13 protein-coding genes and 2 pseudogenes are annotated in these 16,812 nt (G+C 68.7%); 13 read left to right on the top strand and 2 right to left on the bottom strand.

Annotation, left to right across the window (positions count from 1 at the left end; all coding sequences use genetic code 11):
- Window positions 1-684: 684 nt before the first annotated feature.
- The 5 genes and pseudogenes from A6A29_RS13740 to A6A29_RS13765 all read left to right on the top strand — a co-directional run bounded on the left by A6A29_RS13740 (window position 685) and on the right by A6A29_RS13765 (window position 5,342).
- Window positions 685-1,017 carry a hypothetical protein gene (locus A6A29_RS13740; RefSeq protein ID WP_073720360.1) on the top strand — a complete coding sequence of 111 codons (333 nt, stop codon included), beginning with the start codon at window positions 685-687 and terminating at the stop codon, window positions 1,015-1,017.
- A 172-nt stretch (window positions 1,018-1,189) separates the two neighbouring features.
- Window positions 1,190-1,879 (top strand): annotated as a pseudogene (locus A6A29_RS13745) (IS701 family transposase); the annotation flags it as partial.
- A gap of 1 nt (window position 1,880) precedes the next feature.
- A pseudogene (locus tag A6A29_RS43950) lies at window positions 1,881-2,781 on the top strand (IS701 family transposase); the annotation flags it as partial.
- Window positions 2,782-2,879: 98 nt separating this feature from the next.
- Complete coding sequence (locus A6A29_RS13755) at window positions 2,880-4,145, top strand: IS701 family transposase (protein ID WP_073720361.1); 1,266 nt, start codon at window positions 2,880-2,882, stop codon at window positions 4,143-4,145.
- A 261-nt stretch (window positions 4,146-4,406) separates the two neighbouring features.
- Window positions 4,407-5,342: a DUF5655 domain-containing protein gene (locus tag A6A29_RS13765; protein WP_073720362.1), complete on the top strand. Its 936-nt coding sequence runs from the start codon at window positions 4,407-4,409 to the stop codon at window positions 5,340-5,342.
- 102 nt (window positions 5,343-5,444) lie between these two features.
- Here A6A29_RS13765 and A6A29_RS13770 read toward each other — a convergent pair whose 3' ends face one another.
- Window positions 5,445-6,467, bottom strand: a complete 1,023-nt coding sequence (locus A6A29_RS13770; RefSeq protein ID WP_073720363.1) for a hypothetical protein — start codon at window positions 6,465-6,467, stop codon at window positions 5,445-5,447.
- Window positions 6,468-6,890: 423 nt separating this feature from the next.
- On the opposite strand from A6A29_RS13770, the gene A6A29_RS13775 reads away from it, so the two are divergent.
- Window positions 6,891-7,973, top strand: a complete 1,083-nt coding sequence (locus tag A6A29_RS13775) for a hypothetical protein (protein ID WP_143196985.1) — start codon at window positions 6,891-6,893, stop codon at window positions 7,971-7,973.
- A 187-nt stretch (window positions 7,974-8,160) separates the two neighbouring features.
- On the opposite strand, the gene A6A29_RS13780 is transcribed toward A6A29_RS13775, so the two are convergent.
- Window positions 8,161-8,907, bottom strand: coding sequence for a DNA-methyltransferase (locus tag A6A29_RS13780; RefSeq protein ID WP_073720365.1), 747 nt, complete (start codon window positions 8,905-8,907; stop codon window positions 8,161-8,163).
- A gap of 579 nt (window positions 8,908-9,486) precedes the next feature.
- Between A6A29_RS13780 and A6A29_RS13785 the strand changes: the two genes are divergently transcribed.
- The 7 genes from A6A29_RS13785 (at window position 9,487) to A6A29_RS13815 (ending at window position 16,802) form a co-directional block, all read left to right on the top strand.
- Complete coding sequence (locus tag A6A29_RS13785; RefSeq protein WP_073720366.1) at window positions 9,487-10,632, top strand: C40 family peptidase; 1,146 nt, start codon at window positions 9,487-9,489, stop codon at window positions 10,630-10,632.
- A gap of 86 nt (window positions 10,633-10,718) precedes the next feature.
- The gene (locus A6A29_RS13790; protein WP_055522607.1) at window positions 10,719-11,027 is read left to right on the top strand and encodes a DUF6112 family protein; all 309 of its coding nucleotides are present in this window, start codon (window positions 10,719-10,721) and stop codon (window positions 11,025-11,027) included.
- Window positions 11,027-11,716, top strand: coding sequence for a hypothetical protein (locus A6A29_RS13795; protein WP_073720367.1), 690 nt, complete (start codon window positions 11,027-11,029; stop codon window positions 11,714-11,716). The genes A6A29_RS13790 and A6A29_RS13795 overlap by 1 nt, the downstream gene beginning before the upstream one ends.
- 27 nt (window positions 11,717-11,743) lie before the next feature.
- Window positions 11,744-13,159 carry an SCO6881 family protein gene (locus tag A6A29_RS13800; protein ID WP_073720368.1) on the top strand — a complete coding sequence of 472 codons (1,416 nt, stop codon included), beginning with the start codon at window positions 11,744-11,746 and terminating at the stop codon, window positions 13,157-13,159.
- Window positions 13,160-13,310: 151 nt separating this feature from the next.
- The gene (locus A6A29_RS13805) at window positions 13,311-14,783 is read left to right on the top strand and encodes an SCO6880 family protein (RefSeq protein ID WP_073720369.1); all 1,473 of its coding nucleotides are present in this window, start codon (window positions 13,311-13,313) and stop codon (window positions 14,781-14,783) included.
- Window positions 14,784-14,817: 34 nt separating this feature from the next.
- Complete coding sequence (locus tag A6A29_RS13810) at window positions 14,818-15,270, top strand: DUF6238 family protein (RefSeq protein ID WP_073720370.1); 453 nt, start codon at window positions 14,818-14,820, stop codon at window positions 15,268-15,270.
- 26 nt (window positions 15,271-15,296) lie between these two features.
- A complete protein-coding gene (locus A6A29_RS13815) occupies window positions 15,297-16,802 on the top strand; it encodes an ATP-binding protein (protein ID WP_073720371.1) in 1,506 nt (501 codons plus the stop codon).
- Window positions 16,803-16,812 lie beyond the last annotated feature (10 nt).

Below are 16,812 nucleotides of genomic sequence, written 5' to 3' on the forward strand. Positions count from 1 at the left end.
GCCAGCGCCTCACCCAGCCCGTCCGTTCCGCTGTCCCGCATGGGAGCGCCCTTCCTGCCTTCGAGCCCGTTCCAGTACCCGTCCAGGTACGCACCCGGTGAAACGACTTCTGGCGAGCACGGAAAGGCAAGCTACCCCACTGCGGGTACGGGTTCGCATGCGGCCGAGCAAAATGCCGCCGCGGGTCCGCTCGGCGCCTGCTGCGGCTGTCGTACGCAGCCGGGCCGCTGTGCACCGCGAGCCGGCCGGCAGACGCGCGCCGCCGTAGGACGGTGCAGGTGACTCGCCCCCGCCGAGACCCGAGTCCAGGTGCCGTGCCGCCGGGGGCGCAGACACGCAGGCTCCTAGCCCTTGCCCCGGGGAATGCCTCCAGGCCGACCCGGCCTCAGGCTTCGCCGCGCGGACTCCGTTGGCGGCGCTGGCGACGCAGGAGCCCGGAACGGCTGTTGGTGGCACCCGACAGGCCACCGTCGGATTGACTCGGGGCGCCGGGGGAGGCGTTGTCCTGCGCTCCTCGGGTGCCTGGACGCCGCCGCGCCTCGTCCCCGTTCCGTTCCTTCCTGATCTGGGTGACCGGCCTGGGATTGTCGGACAGGTACCGGGGAAGCAGTCACAGGACATGAGCGGTTGAGGCCACCGGCTTCGGTTGCCGAAGGTGAGGAGACGGCTGTGAGCAGAGTGTGGATGTACGGGCAGGACAGTGGCTACATGTCCCGGCAGTCGCTGGTGGGCTTCACCGTGGAGGCCGCTGACGGAGGCATCGGGCACGTGGACCGCCAGCAGGACCAGCCCGGCATGCAACACCTGGTCGTCGATACCGGCGTGTGGAAGTTCGGCAGGAGCGTGCTGATCCCGGCCGGTGCTGTCACCGCCATCGACACCCAGGCGCAGACGGTGAAGGTCGCACCGTCCCGGGAGGAGATCAAAGCTGCTCCCCGCTTCACTACCGACAGCGAGACAGCCGACCGTGACTACCTCTCCGAGGTCGGCGACTACTACCTCTCACTCCGCTTCTGAGCGGAACCCGGCGGCCGGCACCGTGGCGGCCCCGCCCGGGAGGGCGTTGACCCTGCCGCAAGCCGGACGACCGGCTGGCCTTGGACGGCGCTAGCGGTGGTTTGTTGACGGCGGATCAGAACCGTAGTAGGCCGGTAGCGAGGAACGTTGCCTCGCCACCTGGGAGCTTGTGATGACCCGTCGTCTGCAATTTCCGCCCGCTCCGGGCCCGCTGGAAGCCTACGCCGCACGCTTCGATGACCTCTTCTCCACACTGGCACAGCGCCGCGGGTTCCGCGAGTACCTCGCGGGCCTGCTGCTGCCGCGGGACCGCAACAAGACGCTGACCTGACTGGCCGACGCCGAGCCCGTGGCCGAGGCCCAGCACCCGGCGGTGCAGCGGCTGCAGTTCTTCCTCTCCGAGTCGACGTGGGACCACGAGCAGGTCAACGCCCGCCGGGTGGAACTGCGGCGGGCCGACCCGGTGACCGCGCCGCACGCGGGCGGGGTACTGGTGATCAACGACTCGGGTGACCGCAAGGACGGGACCGCGACCACGCACGTCGGCCGGCAGTGGCTGGGTCGGCTGGGCAAGACCGACAACGGCATCGTCACCGTGACGACCTGTTGGGCCGATGAGAACCTCTACTACCCGCTCCACGCCGTTCCCTACAGTCCCGCCCGTCACTTCCCCGCCGGCAAAAGCGACCCCGGCTTCCGCACGAAACTGCAGATCGCCGCCGAACTCGCCCGCACCGCCCAGGCCGCCGGAGTGACCTTCCGGGCGGTGTCCGCCGACTGCGCCTACGGCGACCAGGACGCCTTCCGCCGAGACCGCTACGCGGCGGGGCGGCCGTTCGTCATCGCCCTCAAGCCGAGCGACNGGCAAAAGCGACCCCGGCTTCCGCACGAAACTGCAGATCGCCGCCGAACTCGCCCGCACCGCCAAGGCCGCCGGAGTGACCTTCCGGGCGGTGTCCGCCGACTGCGCCTACGGCGACCAGGACGCCTTCCGCCGAGACCTCTACGCGGCGGGGCTGCCGTTCGTCATGGCCCTCAAGCCGAGCCACGGCACCTGGGTCTACGGCAAGGACGCCTACACCCCCCTCCATGCCGCCCGCGCCCTGACCTGGACAGACCCTGAACATCCCGGCGACTGGACCCCGGTCGAGCGGACCTTCCGGGACGGGCACACCGAGACGTGGTGGGCCGCCGACGCCCGCCTCGGCTGGTGGGGCCCCGACGGAAACGTCCGCCTGGTCGTGGCCACCACCGACCCGGTCACCCTGCCCGCGCAGTCCACCTGGTACCTGGCCACCCACCTGCCCCGCCCCGGCAGCCCCCGCGAAGCCGACAGCCCAGAAGCCGCCGCCGACCTGGCAGAGGTCGTGCGGATCTACGGCATCAGGCACTGGATCGAGCAGAGCTACAAGCAAATCAAGGACGAACTCGGCTGGGCCGACTTCCAAGTCCGCTCCGACACCGCGATCCGCCGCCACCAGACCCTGGTCACCTGCGCGTTCTCGTTCTGCTGGGACACCTGGTTCGCTCAACCTCCGAAGCGGAAGCCCGCCGACGGCCACGCCGGTGGGACCGGCTGAGAGGGGGCCCAGACAGACCCCACCAGCCCCACCAAGCCAGCTGGCCGCAGGCAATCCGCGCCGTCCGGGCGTGGCTCGCCCCCTGGACCACCCTCCAGCGATGCTGGCGAGCCTGGACCAACGAACCCCCACCGCCCGAACTCCAAGCACTGCTCAACGCCGTCGGCGCAGGCCACCCACTTGATCTCTACTGCCCGGTTTAACAAACCACCGCTAGTAGGGCTTGGTCATGTGCGGTCTGTGACGGCGTGTCTTCTTGATCGGTCGTGTCGTTGACCGTGTGTGCTGAGTGGGGAGTTGGCTGCGGTCCGGTGTGAGCTGGAGGACTTCGCGGCGGAGATGTTCGAGCCGTTCGCGCGGGCGGATCAGCGTCGGTGGGGCGGGGTCTATCTGCGGGGCCTGTTGCTGGAGGGCGGGCGCAAGTCGGTGGAGCCGATGGCCACCCGCCTGGGCGAGGACGGGAACCGGCAGGCCCTGGCCCACTTCGTGACCTCCAGCCCGTGGGACGCGGCTCATGTGCGGGCCCGGCTGGCCTGGCGCATGCAGCCGGTCATCAAGCCCACCGCGCTGGTCATCGATGACACCGGGTTCCTCAAGGACGGGGATGCGTCGGCGTGCGTGACCCGGCAGTACGCCGGCACCGCGGGGAAGGTCACCAACTGCCAGGCCGGGGTTTCGCTGCACCTGGCTTCCCACGGCGCCTCGGCGGCAGTGAACTGGCGTCTGTCCCTGCCTGGGAGCCGGGATCCCGCCTCACCGAAGGCCGTTCCGGTCAAGGTGGCCCGTCGCGACAAGTGCGCCATTCCTGCCCGGGTGGGCCATGTCGAGAAGTGGCAGCTGGCCCTCGACATGATCGACGAGACGCGGTCCTGGGGCATCGAGGTGCCCCAGGTCATCGCCGACGGCGGCTACGGGGACACCGCCGCGTTCCGGCTCTGCCTGGAAGAACGCGGTCTCCACTACGTGGTGGGCATCTCGACCACGACCACCGCGCAACCCGAGGACGCACAGCCCTGCACCCCGCCCCACCCCGGCCGGGGGTGGCGGCCGGTTCCTGCATACCCCGAGTCGGCCCAGAGGGTGAAGAGCCTGGTCATCGCGGCCGGTAAATCCTCCGCGCGGCCGGTGCAGTGGAGGGAGGGATCACGGCCGGGCAGTGGCCGCAGCGGGCACAAGCGCATGTACTCGCGCTTCGTGGCCCTGCGGATCCGGCCCGCCGGACGTGAGGTCCGCAAGGCCACAGCAGGCACCGGGCTTCCGGTCCGCTGGCTGCTGGCCGAATGGCCCGCCGACCAGGACGAGCCCGTGCAGTTCTGGCTCTCCAACCTGCCCGGGACCACCCCGCTGCCCGTCCTCGTGCGCACCGCGAAGCTCCGCCGGCGCATCGAGAACGACTACCGCGAGATGAAACAGGCCCTCGGCCTAGCCCACTTCGAAGGCCGGACCTGGCCAGGCCGGCACCACCACGTCACCCTCGTCTCGGTCGCCCACGCCTTCTGCACCCTGCAGCGACTGAGCCGATCCCCAAAAGAGACGGCGCCGGCCTGAGCCTCTACCGAGTCGTCCGCGAACTGCAGATACTCCTCGCGATCTGGACCGGCGCCTGCCCCACCTGTCACCGCAACATGCCAGACCCCGCATCAACATGACCAAGCCCTACTAGATCGACGCCGGGGCTCTCATCACCGTGCGTCATGGAGCGCCAGTGCGGTGGCACCATCCCAAGGGCAGACGGCTCCCCTCTGTCTGGAATACTTCGCCGGCCGTTGCGATTGCCTCTCTTGTACCGATCACAGGAGGGGGACGCTGGTGGCCGAGCTGATGCTGTTCCGGCGAGACGCGAACGGGCAGGACGTCGAGTTGCCCGGCTCGACGGTGGCGCTGGAGGTGGAGCTGCAGCGGCGGGTCGAGGCTGGCCTGGAGCAGATGCTCGGCATCCGGTTCCTGGCGTCGGAGTACCCGACCGGTCCGTGGCACCGGGGCCGGATCGACACCTTGGGGTTGGACGAGAACGGCAGCCCGGTGGTGATCGAGTACAAGAAGGGCTCCGACAGCGGCGTGCTGTCGCAGGCCGTCTCCTACCTGTCCTGGTTGGAGTCGGCACACCATGAGGTCGAGGCGCTCGTCCGGAAGGTGTTGGGCGCGGAGGCTGCCGAGTCCATCGACTGGCATCACCCGCGGATGGTCTGCATCGCGGCCAGTTTCTCCCGTCACGACCGAGTGGCCGTGCAGCGGCTGCCCGAGCGGATCGATCTGGTGCGCTATCGCATCTTCGAGGGGGGCCTGCTGAGTTTGCTGCTCGTGGACTCCTCGCCCGGTTCGCCGAGCGCTGCTTCGTCTCGGCGGAACAGGGAGCGGGAGACAGCGGCCGACAGCGTGCCGGCGGCTCCGGTGGTTCCCGCATCGGCCGGGCCTAACCTCGTCCCGGACTGCCTTCGAGACCTGTACGCGGAGCTGGAGGACGCTCTCACGGCGTGGGGGGAGGTCGAGGTGGCGCCCCTTCGGCACTACATCGCCTACCGGCGGCTGGTGAACGTGGCGTCGGTGATCTTCCGTCCGAAGCACGAAGCGATCTTGGTCTACCTCAGACTCGACCCAAGCGCCGTCATGCTGGAGGAAAGCTTCACCCGGGACATGCGCGGCATCGGCCACCTCGGGACCGGTGACCTGGAGGTACGCATCTCCTCGGCGGCTGACTTGGAGAGGGCGGGCCCGCTGCTCCGGCAGGCATTCGAAACGGCCTGACGCATTACTGGCTGTGCCAGGCTCCAATGGAGTCGTCCCGCCGAAGCTGAGCGATGCCGCCTCGCTGGTCTGTGGTGAACGCCATGTTCCGGAGCGGTGCATCTACGCCGCGTTGGGGTCACAGAGGCCAGCGAGGACGCTTGGAGACAGACTTGCCGTGAATCCCGATCCGGGAAGGCGGCGGAGGATCGCCTGCCAGAGTTCTGGCTTCAGTCTGGAGCCAGGCTGCTCTGATGAGGTCCGGAGATCGAGGATGGCCGTCTTGCCGTGGTCTCCGAGCACGAACTGCTGGTCCCTGCCGCAGCATTCATCGGTATCGCTACGAAACCGCTTGAGGTAGAGGGGAAGTCCGAACGCGGGGTGGGCAAGTGCAGCGACAATGTTGTGCGGCCCTGGCCATTGCCCACGAACGTGAGAGGAACGCAGGACCAGCCGTGCGGTGTCACCGCCGCCGTGGTAGCCGTCGACGAAGAAGGTGTTGGACACCATGTGCAGGAGGCCGGCTCGGCGTAGCAGCCCACTGCCCAGCCACCCACCGCGCCTCTGCACCTGCGTGAAATCATCGTTCACGTCCTCCCAACTGGCATGATGTGCGCGCTCCGCGTCAGTCCACACCCTCGGTGATGACTGCCAGCACAGGAGTGTGGGATTCGGGTCGATCCACTTGTCGAGCATCCCTGCGACAGCGTTGCGCCAGAGAGTCGCTGGCAAGCCAGTCAGGCGCAGCCGGGTGGGCGTGCCGAGTACGCGCAATTCAACTGCCGTTCGGTCACGTTGTGTGATGCGCAGGCCAGGCACGCCGTGGACCTCGTGGTCTGAGACGTACGTGGGCAGCAGGTTGAAGAGGATCTCGGATGCCAGCTCTTCGCTCTCCACGCGAAGGGCGATGCCCTCCGGCTCCGGGTACACCGCAGCAATGCCGAGGGGGTAGCGGGTGTAGCAGTTTCGCGATTCCAGGAGGCTGACGAGCACACGTGCCTCCAGATACTGCTGATCACCCGAAGCGGCTGCGGGGATGGGCGGCACTTCAGGCTCAAGCAGGTCGATCGCGCGGCGGGCTTGTTGGAGGCTCTCGCCTGTGTAGCGGCAGCGGAGCAAGGAGATGTCTCGTCGCATCGTGCTCATGGGTCTCTCCTGAACGCCTCGGCCCAGGACGTGCGGAAGTCGAGATCCGGATGGATGCGTGGAAGGCGTCTAGAGACCGGTTCACCCGAGCCTGGAGACACAGGGCCGATACGTCTCCGGGGAGCGGTGGTCAGCCGCACTGGAAAGTTAGCAGGACTCATGCCCGACTTTTACACCTTTGGCGAATTCAGGCGCGTCGTTCATCCAGACGGTCGCCGGTACTTGCCATATCCGCAACAGGCCGACTACGTTCTGGACCGGGTTGAGGGACCCCTCGTCGTGCGCCTCCGGATCGATCGCGCAGCGTGTCGAAAGCCCCAGGTGCCCTCTCTGTACTGCTGCACCTCGTACGACCATCGTTCTCGCAAGCAGTGGCTCATTCCGCGCTGGGGATCCGGCAGCGCATGACGGAAGAAAGCTGCCGTGCCAAAAAACGAATTGATCGACTTGTGCCGCCGTTACACCGGGGAGACGTGGTCCGGCGCAAAGGAGCGCTTCGAGCGGTTGCCGGAGGGAAGCCCGCTCATCCCTGCCGCCCGAGGCGAGCAGGCGTTCCTTGAAAGCCAGGTGCTTCGGGCCTTGCTGGAGCACCCCACCACGTACACCACCCACCCCCTGCGCATTCTGCGCGTCATCCCCGACGAGCGTCGTCCTGTCATCCGCTTCGCGGCCGACTCCGACCCCGATGGACTGGCCGACCTGATCGCCTGGGGGCTCTTCTCGTCCGGAGGCAAGCACAACCTGGGTGGGATCAGCGGTCTACGTGTGACCGAAGCCGGCCATGACAGGCTCGATGTAGGGCTTCATGGAACCGATGCACGCCTTCGGCTTGAGGGCGTACCAGATCGAGCCTGGGTACGGGCCGAGAAGATTCGGTACCTGACCGCGGCCGAGCACGGCGAGCAGTCGCCGTGCAGGCACCGTGGTCTGACGCCGGGCGAGCGGGCCTTCGCATACGACCACGGATGGTTCACGCAGAGGTGGCGGGAGACAGCAGCTTTCGGCAGCGCCCTGCTGCGTCGCCTGCTGATCTTCCGTTCGGGAGCCGACTGGCTCGACATGGCCGGCTTCATCAAGCACACCAACACCTACGGGTTTCGGCTGACCTTCGCAGGAGCGCGCTGGACGGACCACGATGTGCTCGTCAAGCACCTCACCGACCCGCTCTGCGGAATCGCACTCAAGGAGGATATGCGCACCTGCTCTTGTGCCTATGGAGGGAAGGGCTGTCGCCTCTGGTTCGACGGGCCCGAACGCGCACCCGGGCGGCTCGACTTGCAGATGGTTGAGGCCGGTCCGGACTGTGAGGTCGCCGAGTACAACCAGGCACTCGCCTTCACCGGTAGTCCGAGCAGCCAGATCACACGGGTGACGGGCAATCCACCGGGCATGACCGCAGACTGTGCCCCGACCTGCCACCGCCTTCACGACACAGTCGGATACCTGCAGCGGGTGGCCGAGGGACGTATGAAGGAGCTTGATCGCCGTCAGCGGAGGGCCCATTGACGAGACGCCGCCAATCAGTCACGTGCCTCGGCCTTCTGCATGCAGCGTCTCCTCACCGGAGTCCCTGAGTCGCTTCTAGCACCTGCGCGGCGTAAGTACGCTGATGGGCGGCCGGAGCATCACTGGGTTCGATGCTCCGGCCGCCCAACGGCATGTGGACTGCCGGGTCGGTCTGCTGGTCTCATGCTCACTGCTCTGGTCCTGCCAGGACGAAGTCGTCCTGAGTCAGCTCTGCCCGGAGCCTTCGCTCAGCGACCGCGGCGTAGTGCGCCGACAGCTCGACCCCCACGAACCGCCGGCCCTCGCGAAGAGCCGCGACGCCCGTCGAGCCGCTGCCCGTGAACGGGTCGAGGACGGTGCCGCCTTTGGGGCAGATCTGTACGAGTTGCTGCATGATCTCGACCGGCTTCTGGGTGATGTGGACCCGGTCCTTGCGCGGCTGGGAGGCGATGAAGTGGCCGGGCAGGTACAGGTCCCGGTCCTTCGCCAGACTGCCCTTGACGCCCCAGGTGATGAACTCGGCCGACTGTTTGAACCCGCCCTTGCGAGGCCGGCTGGCGGGCTTGATCCACGGAATCGTGCCGCTCCAGGTCCAGCCCGCCATCTGTAGGGCGTCGGACGTGGTCGGCTCCTGGCGCCAGTCCGAGAAGACGACAGCGACCGAGTGCTCGGTGGAGGCCCGGTACGCCTCGGTGAGCAGGGCGGTCAGCCAGCTTCGATAGCTCCTCTGGTCGCGGTTCTCTCCGGGGAAGTTCTGCAGATCGTGCGCACTGTTGCTGGTGACGTACTTGGCTCGCGCGGTTCGGCCGGTGCGGTCCGAGCTGGTACGTCCGCCGGAGTTGTACGGCGGGTCGGTGATGACGGCGTTGACGCTCTCGTCCGGGAGGGCCTTCAGCACGGTGAGGGCGTCGCCTCGATGCAGCGTGTAGCTCATATGCGGGGCTTCTTTCAGGGCACGGCGGGACTGGACCCACGCCAGGCGGCGCTCAACAGCATTCGTTTCGAGCGAGGTTGCGCCGGAGGTTAGCCGCGAATTCCGGCCGCACCTAAGGAACCGTTTCGTGGTCCGGGGCCGGGTCCGGGAGCCGTTTGGTGCGGCCGGAATCCCGGTCTACTGTCTCGCCATGTCACCGGAACGGAGCCTCGCTCCACCCCCGTTGACCTGTGATTATCCGTGTTGTCTCGACCGAAAGAGCAGCGCGGCAGGCCCGTTGGCCCCTCGTTCCCCAAGCCGTGGAGGAGACCCGGTGTCCCGCCTGAGATTACGAGCGCGGCCGGCTGCCGCGCGTGACCCGAGACCGGCGTCCGGGAGCTATCAACTCCTCTGACCCGGGCCCGCCCTGAGAGGCGGATTCACATCGGCGCGGTGCCGACGGCTTTGCACGAGAAGTCGGCACCGCGCCTCCTACGAACCACGAGGAGCCGCTGCGATGCAGCATGCCCTGACACCCCCGCGCCCCGACCCAACACCGCTGTCCGGTTGGCACCGCCGCCTCGGTGAACTGCGGCGGCGATGAAGAAGACCACCGGAGCCGTCGTCGGTCTCTTCGCGTCCGGTCCGCTGCTGCTGGCCGTGCCGGTCCTCGCCATCAGTGCCGGGACCGCTTCGGCCTCCTGCTCGACCGGCGGTGCACAGGCTGTGGATACTTCAGCCGTTGCCTCTCAGGTGAAGGCGATCCTGGATGGCGGCGCCAAGGGGACGGTGTCCGTGCCGGGACTGGACGCTGCGGCCGAGCAAGTGCCCTACGCCAAGACGATTCAGGCAACCGGCGTCGCGATGAACATCCCGGCCCGGGGGCAGATCGTGGCCCTGGCGACAGCCCTGCAGGAGAGCGGCCTGCGGAATCTGACCTACGGCGACCGTGACTCGCTGGGCCTGTTCCAGCAGCGTCCGTCACAGGGATGGGGCACGGCGAACGAGATCCTCAATCCGGTGCACTCCTCGACCAAGTTCTACGAGGGGCTGAAGAAGGTCTCGGGCTGGCAGTCCCTGTCTGTCACCCAGGCCGCCCAGGCGGTGCAGAGGTCAGGCTTCCCGGAGGCTTACGCCAAGTGGGAGCCGCTGGCCACCGCCTTGCAGCAGGCCATCGAGCCCCTGCTGTCGAAGACCGGCGGCGCGTCACCGAGCCCCTCCCCGTCCGGCATGGCTGGCACCGACAGCCCCCCTCCCACTACCGCGGGAGGTTGCACGACCGGCGGGGACGGAACCGACTTCGGAACCATCCCGCCCGGCGCGGTGCCGGCCGGATACAAGATCCCCGCCGATGCTCCGCCGAAGGTCCAGACGGCGATTCGATGGGCACTCGGCCAGCTCGATACGCCGTACCAGTGGGGCGGGAGCTGCACCGACTCCCACGGGGACGACCCCATGGGCCGCTGCGACTGTTCCTCCCTGATGCAGCAGGCTTACAAGGCCGCCGGGGTCTCCCTGACGCGGACGACGTACACGCAGGTCAAGGAGGGCAAGCCTGTATCGGTCGGCGCTCTCCAGCCGGGCGACCTTGTCTTCACCCAGGGGACGGCCGAAGTCCCTGAGCACGTCGGCATGTTCATCGGTCAGGGTCTGATCATCAACGCCCCGCGCACTGGTGACGTGGTTCGTATCGCGACTCTCGCGTCCTGGAAATCGCAGTTTCTCGCGGCCCGCCGAGTCGTCTGACCGGCGCTTCCACCTCCCCCACTTCTCGCACCGCCGCTCCGCCCTCTCGGGCTTTGGCGTGCGATAAATCGAACTGGAGTTCTTAAATGTATCTCGCCGACAAGGTCGTCCAGCTCGCCTACGATCCCGGGATCAAGCCGAACGAGGGCGGGTTGCCGGGCCTGTCCGTCCTCAAGCAGGTGATGGGCTCGATCAACCTGTTCGGGATCATCGCGGTGGTCGGCGCGCTCGCCGTCAGCGCGGGCGTGTGGGCCTGGGGGCACCACTCCGGCGGCCATCAGGCCGAGGCCAGCGGTAAGAAGGGTGTGCTGGTCAGCGCTGGCGCGGCTCTCCTGTTGGGTGCCGCGAACGGCGTGGTCGCGTTCTTCAGCACGCTGGGGACGCAGGTCCACTGATGCCTTCCCGCTCCTCGAACCCCGGCGGCGCATCTCGCGTGCGCCGCCGGGCGCTGCTCGGCACCGCTGTCCTGGTGGTGCTCGTCGCCCTCGCCGGCCTGGCCGCCTACCTCACTCGCGACGGCAGGGAGCCCTCCAAAACTGCTGCACCGCGAGCGAGTTCGGCCTCCCCCTCCTCCTCAGCCGCTTCGCCGTCCGGGTCGCCCTCACCGAGCGCACGCTCTCACGCCCTCCCTGTCCTCCCGAACACCCACGATCCGATCGCGTTCGGGAAGGCAGCGGCGGCAGCGCTGTGGTCCTACGACACCCGCGCGTACTCCCAGGCAAAGCTGCTGACCGCCCTGCACGGGTGGCTGACCACCGAGATCAAGTACGCCGACTCCGCCTCGGTCGACGCGGTCGTTCCTTCACCTGTGCTGTGGAAGGAGATGGCCGCGAACGGCCAGTTCGCCACCGCCAAGGTGAACGAGGGGCACTTCCCGGACTCGTTCACCCAGGCACTTCAGGCGAATCCCGGAACGATCACGCAGGCGTACGTCTACGCCGTGACCGTCTCCGGCAAGCAGTCGATCGCCTGGAACGGCTCGCCCGCCGGTGGTGCGGAGAACCGTGTGACCACGCTCGCGGTCCAGTGTCGCCCCTCACATCCCTGCGCCCTGGCCGGTGTCATGCCGTCCGTCGCGCCCTGACCCTCAATCCAGAAAGGAGGTATCGCCATGGGAGTCTGCGACCTTCCGCTGATGGACAAGGTGTGCGGTGCTGTTGACTTCGCAAGCAACCCGGCCGGGGCCGTCACCGACGGCATCGGAGCATGGATCGCGAAGTCGACCGGCGAACTGGCCGCCAGCGCTGCGGATCTCGCCGCGAAGGCCGTCAACGAGACCACCGCCATCGATCTCAACGCCGTGTGGTTCCGGGACAACTACGAACTCCTGTTGCCCATCGGGCTCGCGCTGACCGTCGGCACGTTCTGCATCCAGTTGATGTTCGCGGCCTGGCGACGGGACGAACGCGCCCTGGCTCAAGCTGCGATCGGCACCATGACCGGTGTTCTCTTCAGCTTCTGCGCCGTCGCCTTCACCTCCGTCGCCATCACCGTGGTCGACGCCTTGTCCAACGGCCTGTTCACAGCAGCCAACAGCTCAGTCGACGACGCGATCCGCCGTGTGGTGAAGGTCAACGAACTGGGGGCAATGTTCGGCCTGGGCTGGGGAGTCCCATCCTTGGTCGCCCTCGGATGCGCGATCGGCGCGTTCATGTACTGGGGGGTGATGGTCGCTCGTAAGGTCGGTGTCCTGATCATGGTCGCCCTCGCTGTCTTCGCCGGGTCCGGCGGTGGCTGGGAGGTCGCGAAGCGATGGCGGCGCGGGTGGATCGAGGCCACAGCCACTCTGGTCGTCTCGAAACTGCTGATGACCATCGTCTTCCTGATCGGCATCTCGGCGATGGGCAAGTCGGATGCCAACGACGGCATGGCCGCGCTGTCCGACGCGATGGCAGGCATCGTCGTGATGGTGCTGGTCCTGTTGTGCCCCTACGCCACCTATAAGTTCGTCCACTGGGCCGCCGACGGTGGGGGCCACGATGACCTGCATCGCACCGGTGTTGCTGGCATGGCGGTCGCTGCAGGGGCGGCGAAGACCGCAGGCAGCCTGGCGATGCAGGCCGGTACCGGCGCACCTGCGCCGCAGGGTCCCAGCGAGGTCCCCGGCGCGGGCGGCGACGGTGTCGCCTCCGGCATCAGCCCCTCCGGGGGCAACCTCAGCAAGGAGGGCATCGACTCCGGACCGCCCAAGCCGCAGACCCGCTTCCGGTACGGCGAAGACCCGAACGCCTCCGGCGACAAGGGGCAAGCCCTGATCCAGCGCCCCGGTATCCCGCCGCTCATCAACCGGCCCGGCGAGGGCGAAACGGGGGGTTCCGAAGGAGGCGCCCCGGGTGGCCACCTCGCTGGCGCTTCGGCTCCGGGCGGCAGCATGACCCGCGCTGGTGCCGCGCCCTCCGGCGGCCCCGCCCCCGGGGGCACAAGCAGCCCTGCCGCACCGCCGCCGCCCTCCACGGGACCATCGGCAACCGGTACCCCGACGCCGACAAGCTGGGTGTACCCCACCCAGCCGTCTTCGGGGTCCTGACCAGCCACAACCGGGGGCGGGCTGCATCCCACAGCCCGCCCCCATACCCCCTCCCACGCACGGCCGATCACCTGAAACGGAGCCCTGTCATGACCTCCAGAAGAGCGCCGCGCGCCTCTCCCCCCGCCCGCTCCCACCGTCTGGATCCACCATGTCCGACAAGCCCCATGCCGAAGCCACCACGGCCAGCGTGAAGTTTCCGCACCGCAGCAGGCGCGGCATCCTGCTCGGCCTGACTGCCCCGCAATTGATCGTCGCCAGTCTCACCGGACTTCTCCTGCTCGCCGTGATCCTCACCCGTGGCGTGGTCGGCGCTCTCGAACTCATCCCCCTCTGGGCCGCCATCGCCCTCCTCGTCTTCGTCCGCCACCGAGGACGTGCCCTGGCCGACTGGGCTCCGATCGTCACCCGGTACGTCCTGCGTCGGATGCGGGGCCAGCTGATCTGGCTCGCCCGGCTCTCCCGCCGCCCGGTACGCGAAGGACTGCTCCACCTTCCCGGTACCGCCGCCAGCCTGCGGGTGGTCACCGCCCCCGACCGTCGATACGGTGCGGTCCACAACCCCCACACCGGCACACTGACCGCCGTCGTCAAGGTCTCTTCCCGCGCTTACGCGCTGCTCGACCCGGGCACCCAGAACACCAACGTCAGCGGCTGGGGACGCGCGCTGGCCGCGCTCGCCCGCACCGGCCAGGTCGCCCGGATCCAGGTGATCGAGCGCACCGTCCCGGACTCCGGCGACGCGCTGCGCCGGTACTGGGAGGAGCACGGCCAGCCCCATGCCCCCGTGGCCGGCGCGATCTACAGCGAGCTGATCCAGAGTGCGGGCCCGGCGGCGGCTCCGCACGAGGCGTACGTCGCGGTGTCGCTGGATGCCAAGGCCGCGCGACGTCTGATCAACCAGGCCGGGGGCGGCCTGACCGGATCCTTCAGTGTCCTGTCGCAGCTGACCTCGACCTTCGATCAAGCTGCGCGGACCGCCGGGCTCAACCTCACCGGCTGGCTCACCGCCCGCGAAATCGCGGCCGTCGTGCGGACGGCGTACGACCCCAAGGCCCTTGCGATGCTGGACCGTTGGTCCACCGTGGGGAGTCCCGAGGCTGAGCCCGCCGCTGCCGGCCCCGTTGTGGTCGTCGAGAAGTCGGACCACATCGCGACCGACTCGGCCGTCCACTCCACGTACTGGGTCGAGAACTGGCCCAGGACCGAGACGTCAGCGGGCTTTCTGCACCAGCTCCTGTTCACCGCCGGGGTCCGGCGCACGCTGTCGCTGTCATACGAGCCGAAGGGACTGGACGCCGCCCTGCGCGACGTCCAGCGCAAGAAGGCCAGCGTGATCGCGGATGCCGCCGAGCGAACCCGGCGCGGCCAGGTCGACTCCGAAGCAGACTCGATCGAGTACCAGGACATCAAGTCACGTGAGCGCCAGCTCATCGCGGGCCACGCGGATGTCGCCCTGACCGGCCTGCTGACCGTCTCGGCCGACTCCGAGGAGGAACTCCGTTCCGCCTGCGCGGTCGTGGAGACCGCGGCCGTCGGCGCCCAGCTCGACCTCCGGCCGCTCACCTGGCAGCAGGCAGAAGCGTTCACCGTCGCCGCCATGCCTCTCGCCCTCGCCGCCTGATGCCAGCCTTCACCCTCTCCGAAAGAGCACCCCCATGTCCCGCACCGCCAGCCCGACCGCGCAGGACTTCGTGCCCTTCGCCACCGCAGCGCTCGACTTCCACCGCGCGCTCAACCTTCCGGGCGGGCCTCTCGTCACCACCCGCGCCGAGCTGGACGCCCTGCACGCCCACCTCGTCTCGCTGCACGGCCTGCTCGACGCCCATACCGCCCGCACCGGACACCTCGTCCCTGCCGAGGGCGACCAGCTCCGCGCCGCCCGCACGCGGATCTGGCAGGCCGCCGACCACATCCACGCCGCGTACCACGCGGCCCCTCGGCCGGACTCCGGCGAGGTACCCGAACGCGAAGCGTGCCAGCCCGGCCTGCCCGAAGGGGCACCAGAGCTGACCATCTGCCAGCGCCACCAGCGCACCGCGCATCTGGTGCGCCGCCGCGCCACCCCGGCCGACCTGCACGCGCCGTTCACCGGCCTAGTCCGCCGCTGACCTGCCTTCCGTCTGGAGAAACGTTCATGCCCCGCACCCGCGCCAGCGCCTCCCACCTTTTCGTCCCCCGCAAGGCATCACGCGCCGAGCAGCGAGCCGCCCGAGCCGGTTTCACCGAGGCCCGCCGCCAGGCCCGCATCGCCGGAGCCCCGCCGAAGCGCCGTGCCGAGGAAACCCTCGCCCCGGAAATGCGGCCGGCCTACCCGCCGTCCGGGCGCCCCGGTTCCTCCTCGGCCCGGGGCGGCAAGCTCAGCCTGCCCGTCCACCGCATGACCACAGCCACCGTCAGCGGCGCCTATCCGTTTCTCGCGGAGGGCGGCCTGGGCGCGGAAGGCATCTTCATCGGTCGGGATGTCCACGCGGAAGCCGCCTTCTGCTACGACCCCTTCTCGCTGTACAGCAGCGGCCGGATCGAGGGTTTCACGAACCCGAACGCCGTCCTGGCCGGGATCATCGGCATGGGCAAGAGTGCGCTGGCCAAGTCGATAGCCACCCGGGCGATTGCCCACGGATACCGGGTCTACGTTCCCTGCGATCCCAAGGGGGAGTGGACGGCCGTCGCACAGGCCCTCGGCGGATACAGCATCGCCCTGGGGCCTGGGCTCCCCGGCAGGCTGAACCCCCTGGATGCTCCGGCCCGGCCCACCTCGGTAAGCGAATCCGACTGGTCGACCGAGGTCCGAAAGCGCCGCCTCCTGCTCCTGGCGGGCCTGGCTCGCACCGTACTGAAGCGCGATCTCCTGCCCATGGAGCACACAGCCCTGGACCTCGCACTCGACCTGGTCGTCGCCGAAGCCGACGCGAGCGGCACGGTGCCATTGCTCGGCGAGATCGCGTACGCCCTCGGCGCGCCCGAGCGCCTCGATCGAGCCCTCGGCAATCAGTCCGGCCGCATGGGGACGGCTGCGCAGGACCTCGCTCACGCCCTGCGCCGACTGGTGCACGGCGACTTGAGCGGCATGTTCGACGCCCCGAGCACCGTGGCATTCGACCCGACCACACCGATGCTGTCCATCGACCTCTCCCGCCTCGGCGGCTCCGGCGACGACACCGCGCTGGTCCTCGCGATGACCTGCGCGAGTGCGTGGATGGAATCGGCGCTCGCCGACCCCGACGGCGGCCGACGCTGGGTGATCTACGACGAAGCGTGGCGCGTCATGCGGCACGTCGGCCTCCTGGAGCGCATGCAGTCGCAGTGGAAGCTCTCTCGTGGGCTCGGCATCGCCAATCTCATGGTCATCCACCGCCTCAGCGACCTGCTCAGCGCGGGCGATGCCGGCTCGCGCGGCCGGGTATTGGCCGAGGGCCTCCTGGCCGACTGCTCCACGCGCATCATCTACCGCCAGGAGCCCGACCAGCTCGCTGCTGCCGCTTCGCTGCTCGGCCTGACCGGCGTCGAAACCCAAGCGGTGTCCGCCCTGACCAAAGGCCGGGGCCTATGGAAAGTCGCAGGCCGGAGCTTCATCACCCAGCACATCCTGCACCCGACCGAGCGCGAGCTGTTCGACACCGACGCCCGCATGTCGGCCTAGCCGACAGACC

It is taken from the genome of Streptomyces sp. TSRI0281 (genome assembly GCF_001905125.1).
GTDB lineage: Bacteria > Actinomycetota > Actinomycetes > Streptomycetales > Streptomycetaceae > Streptomyces.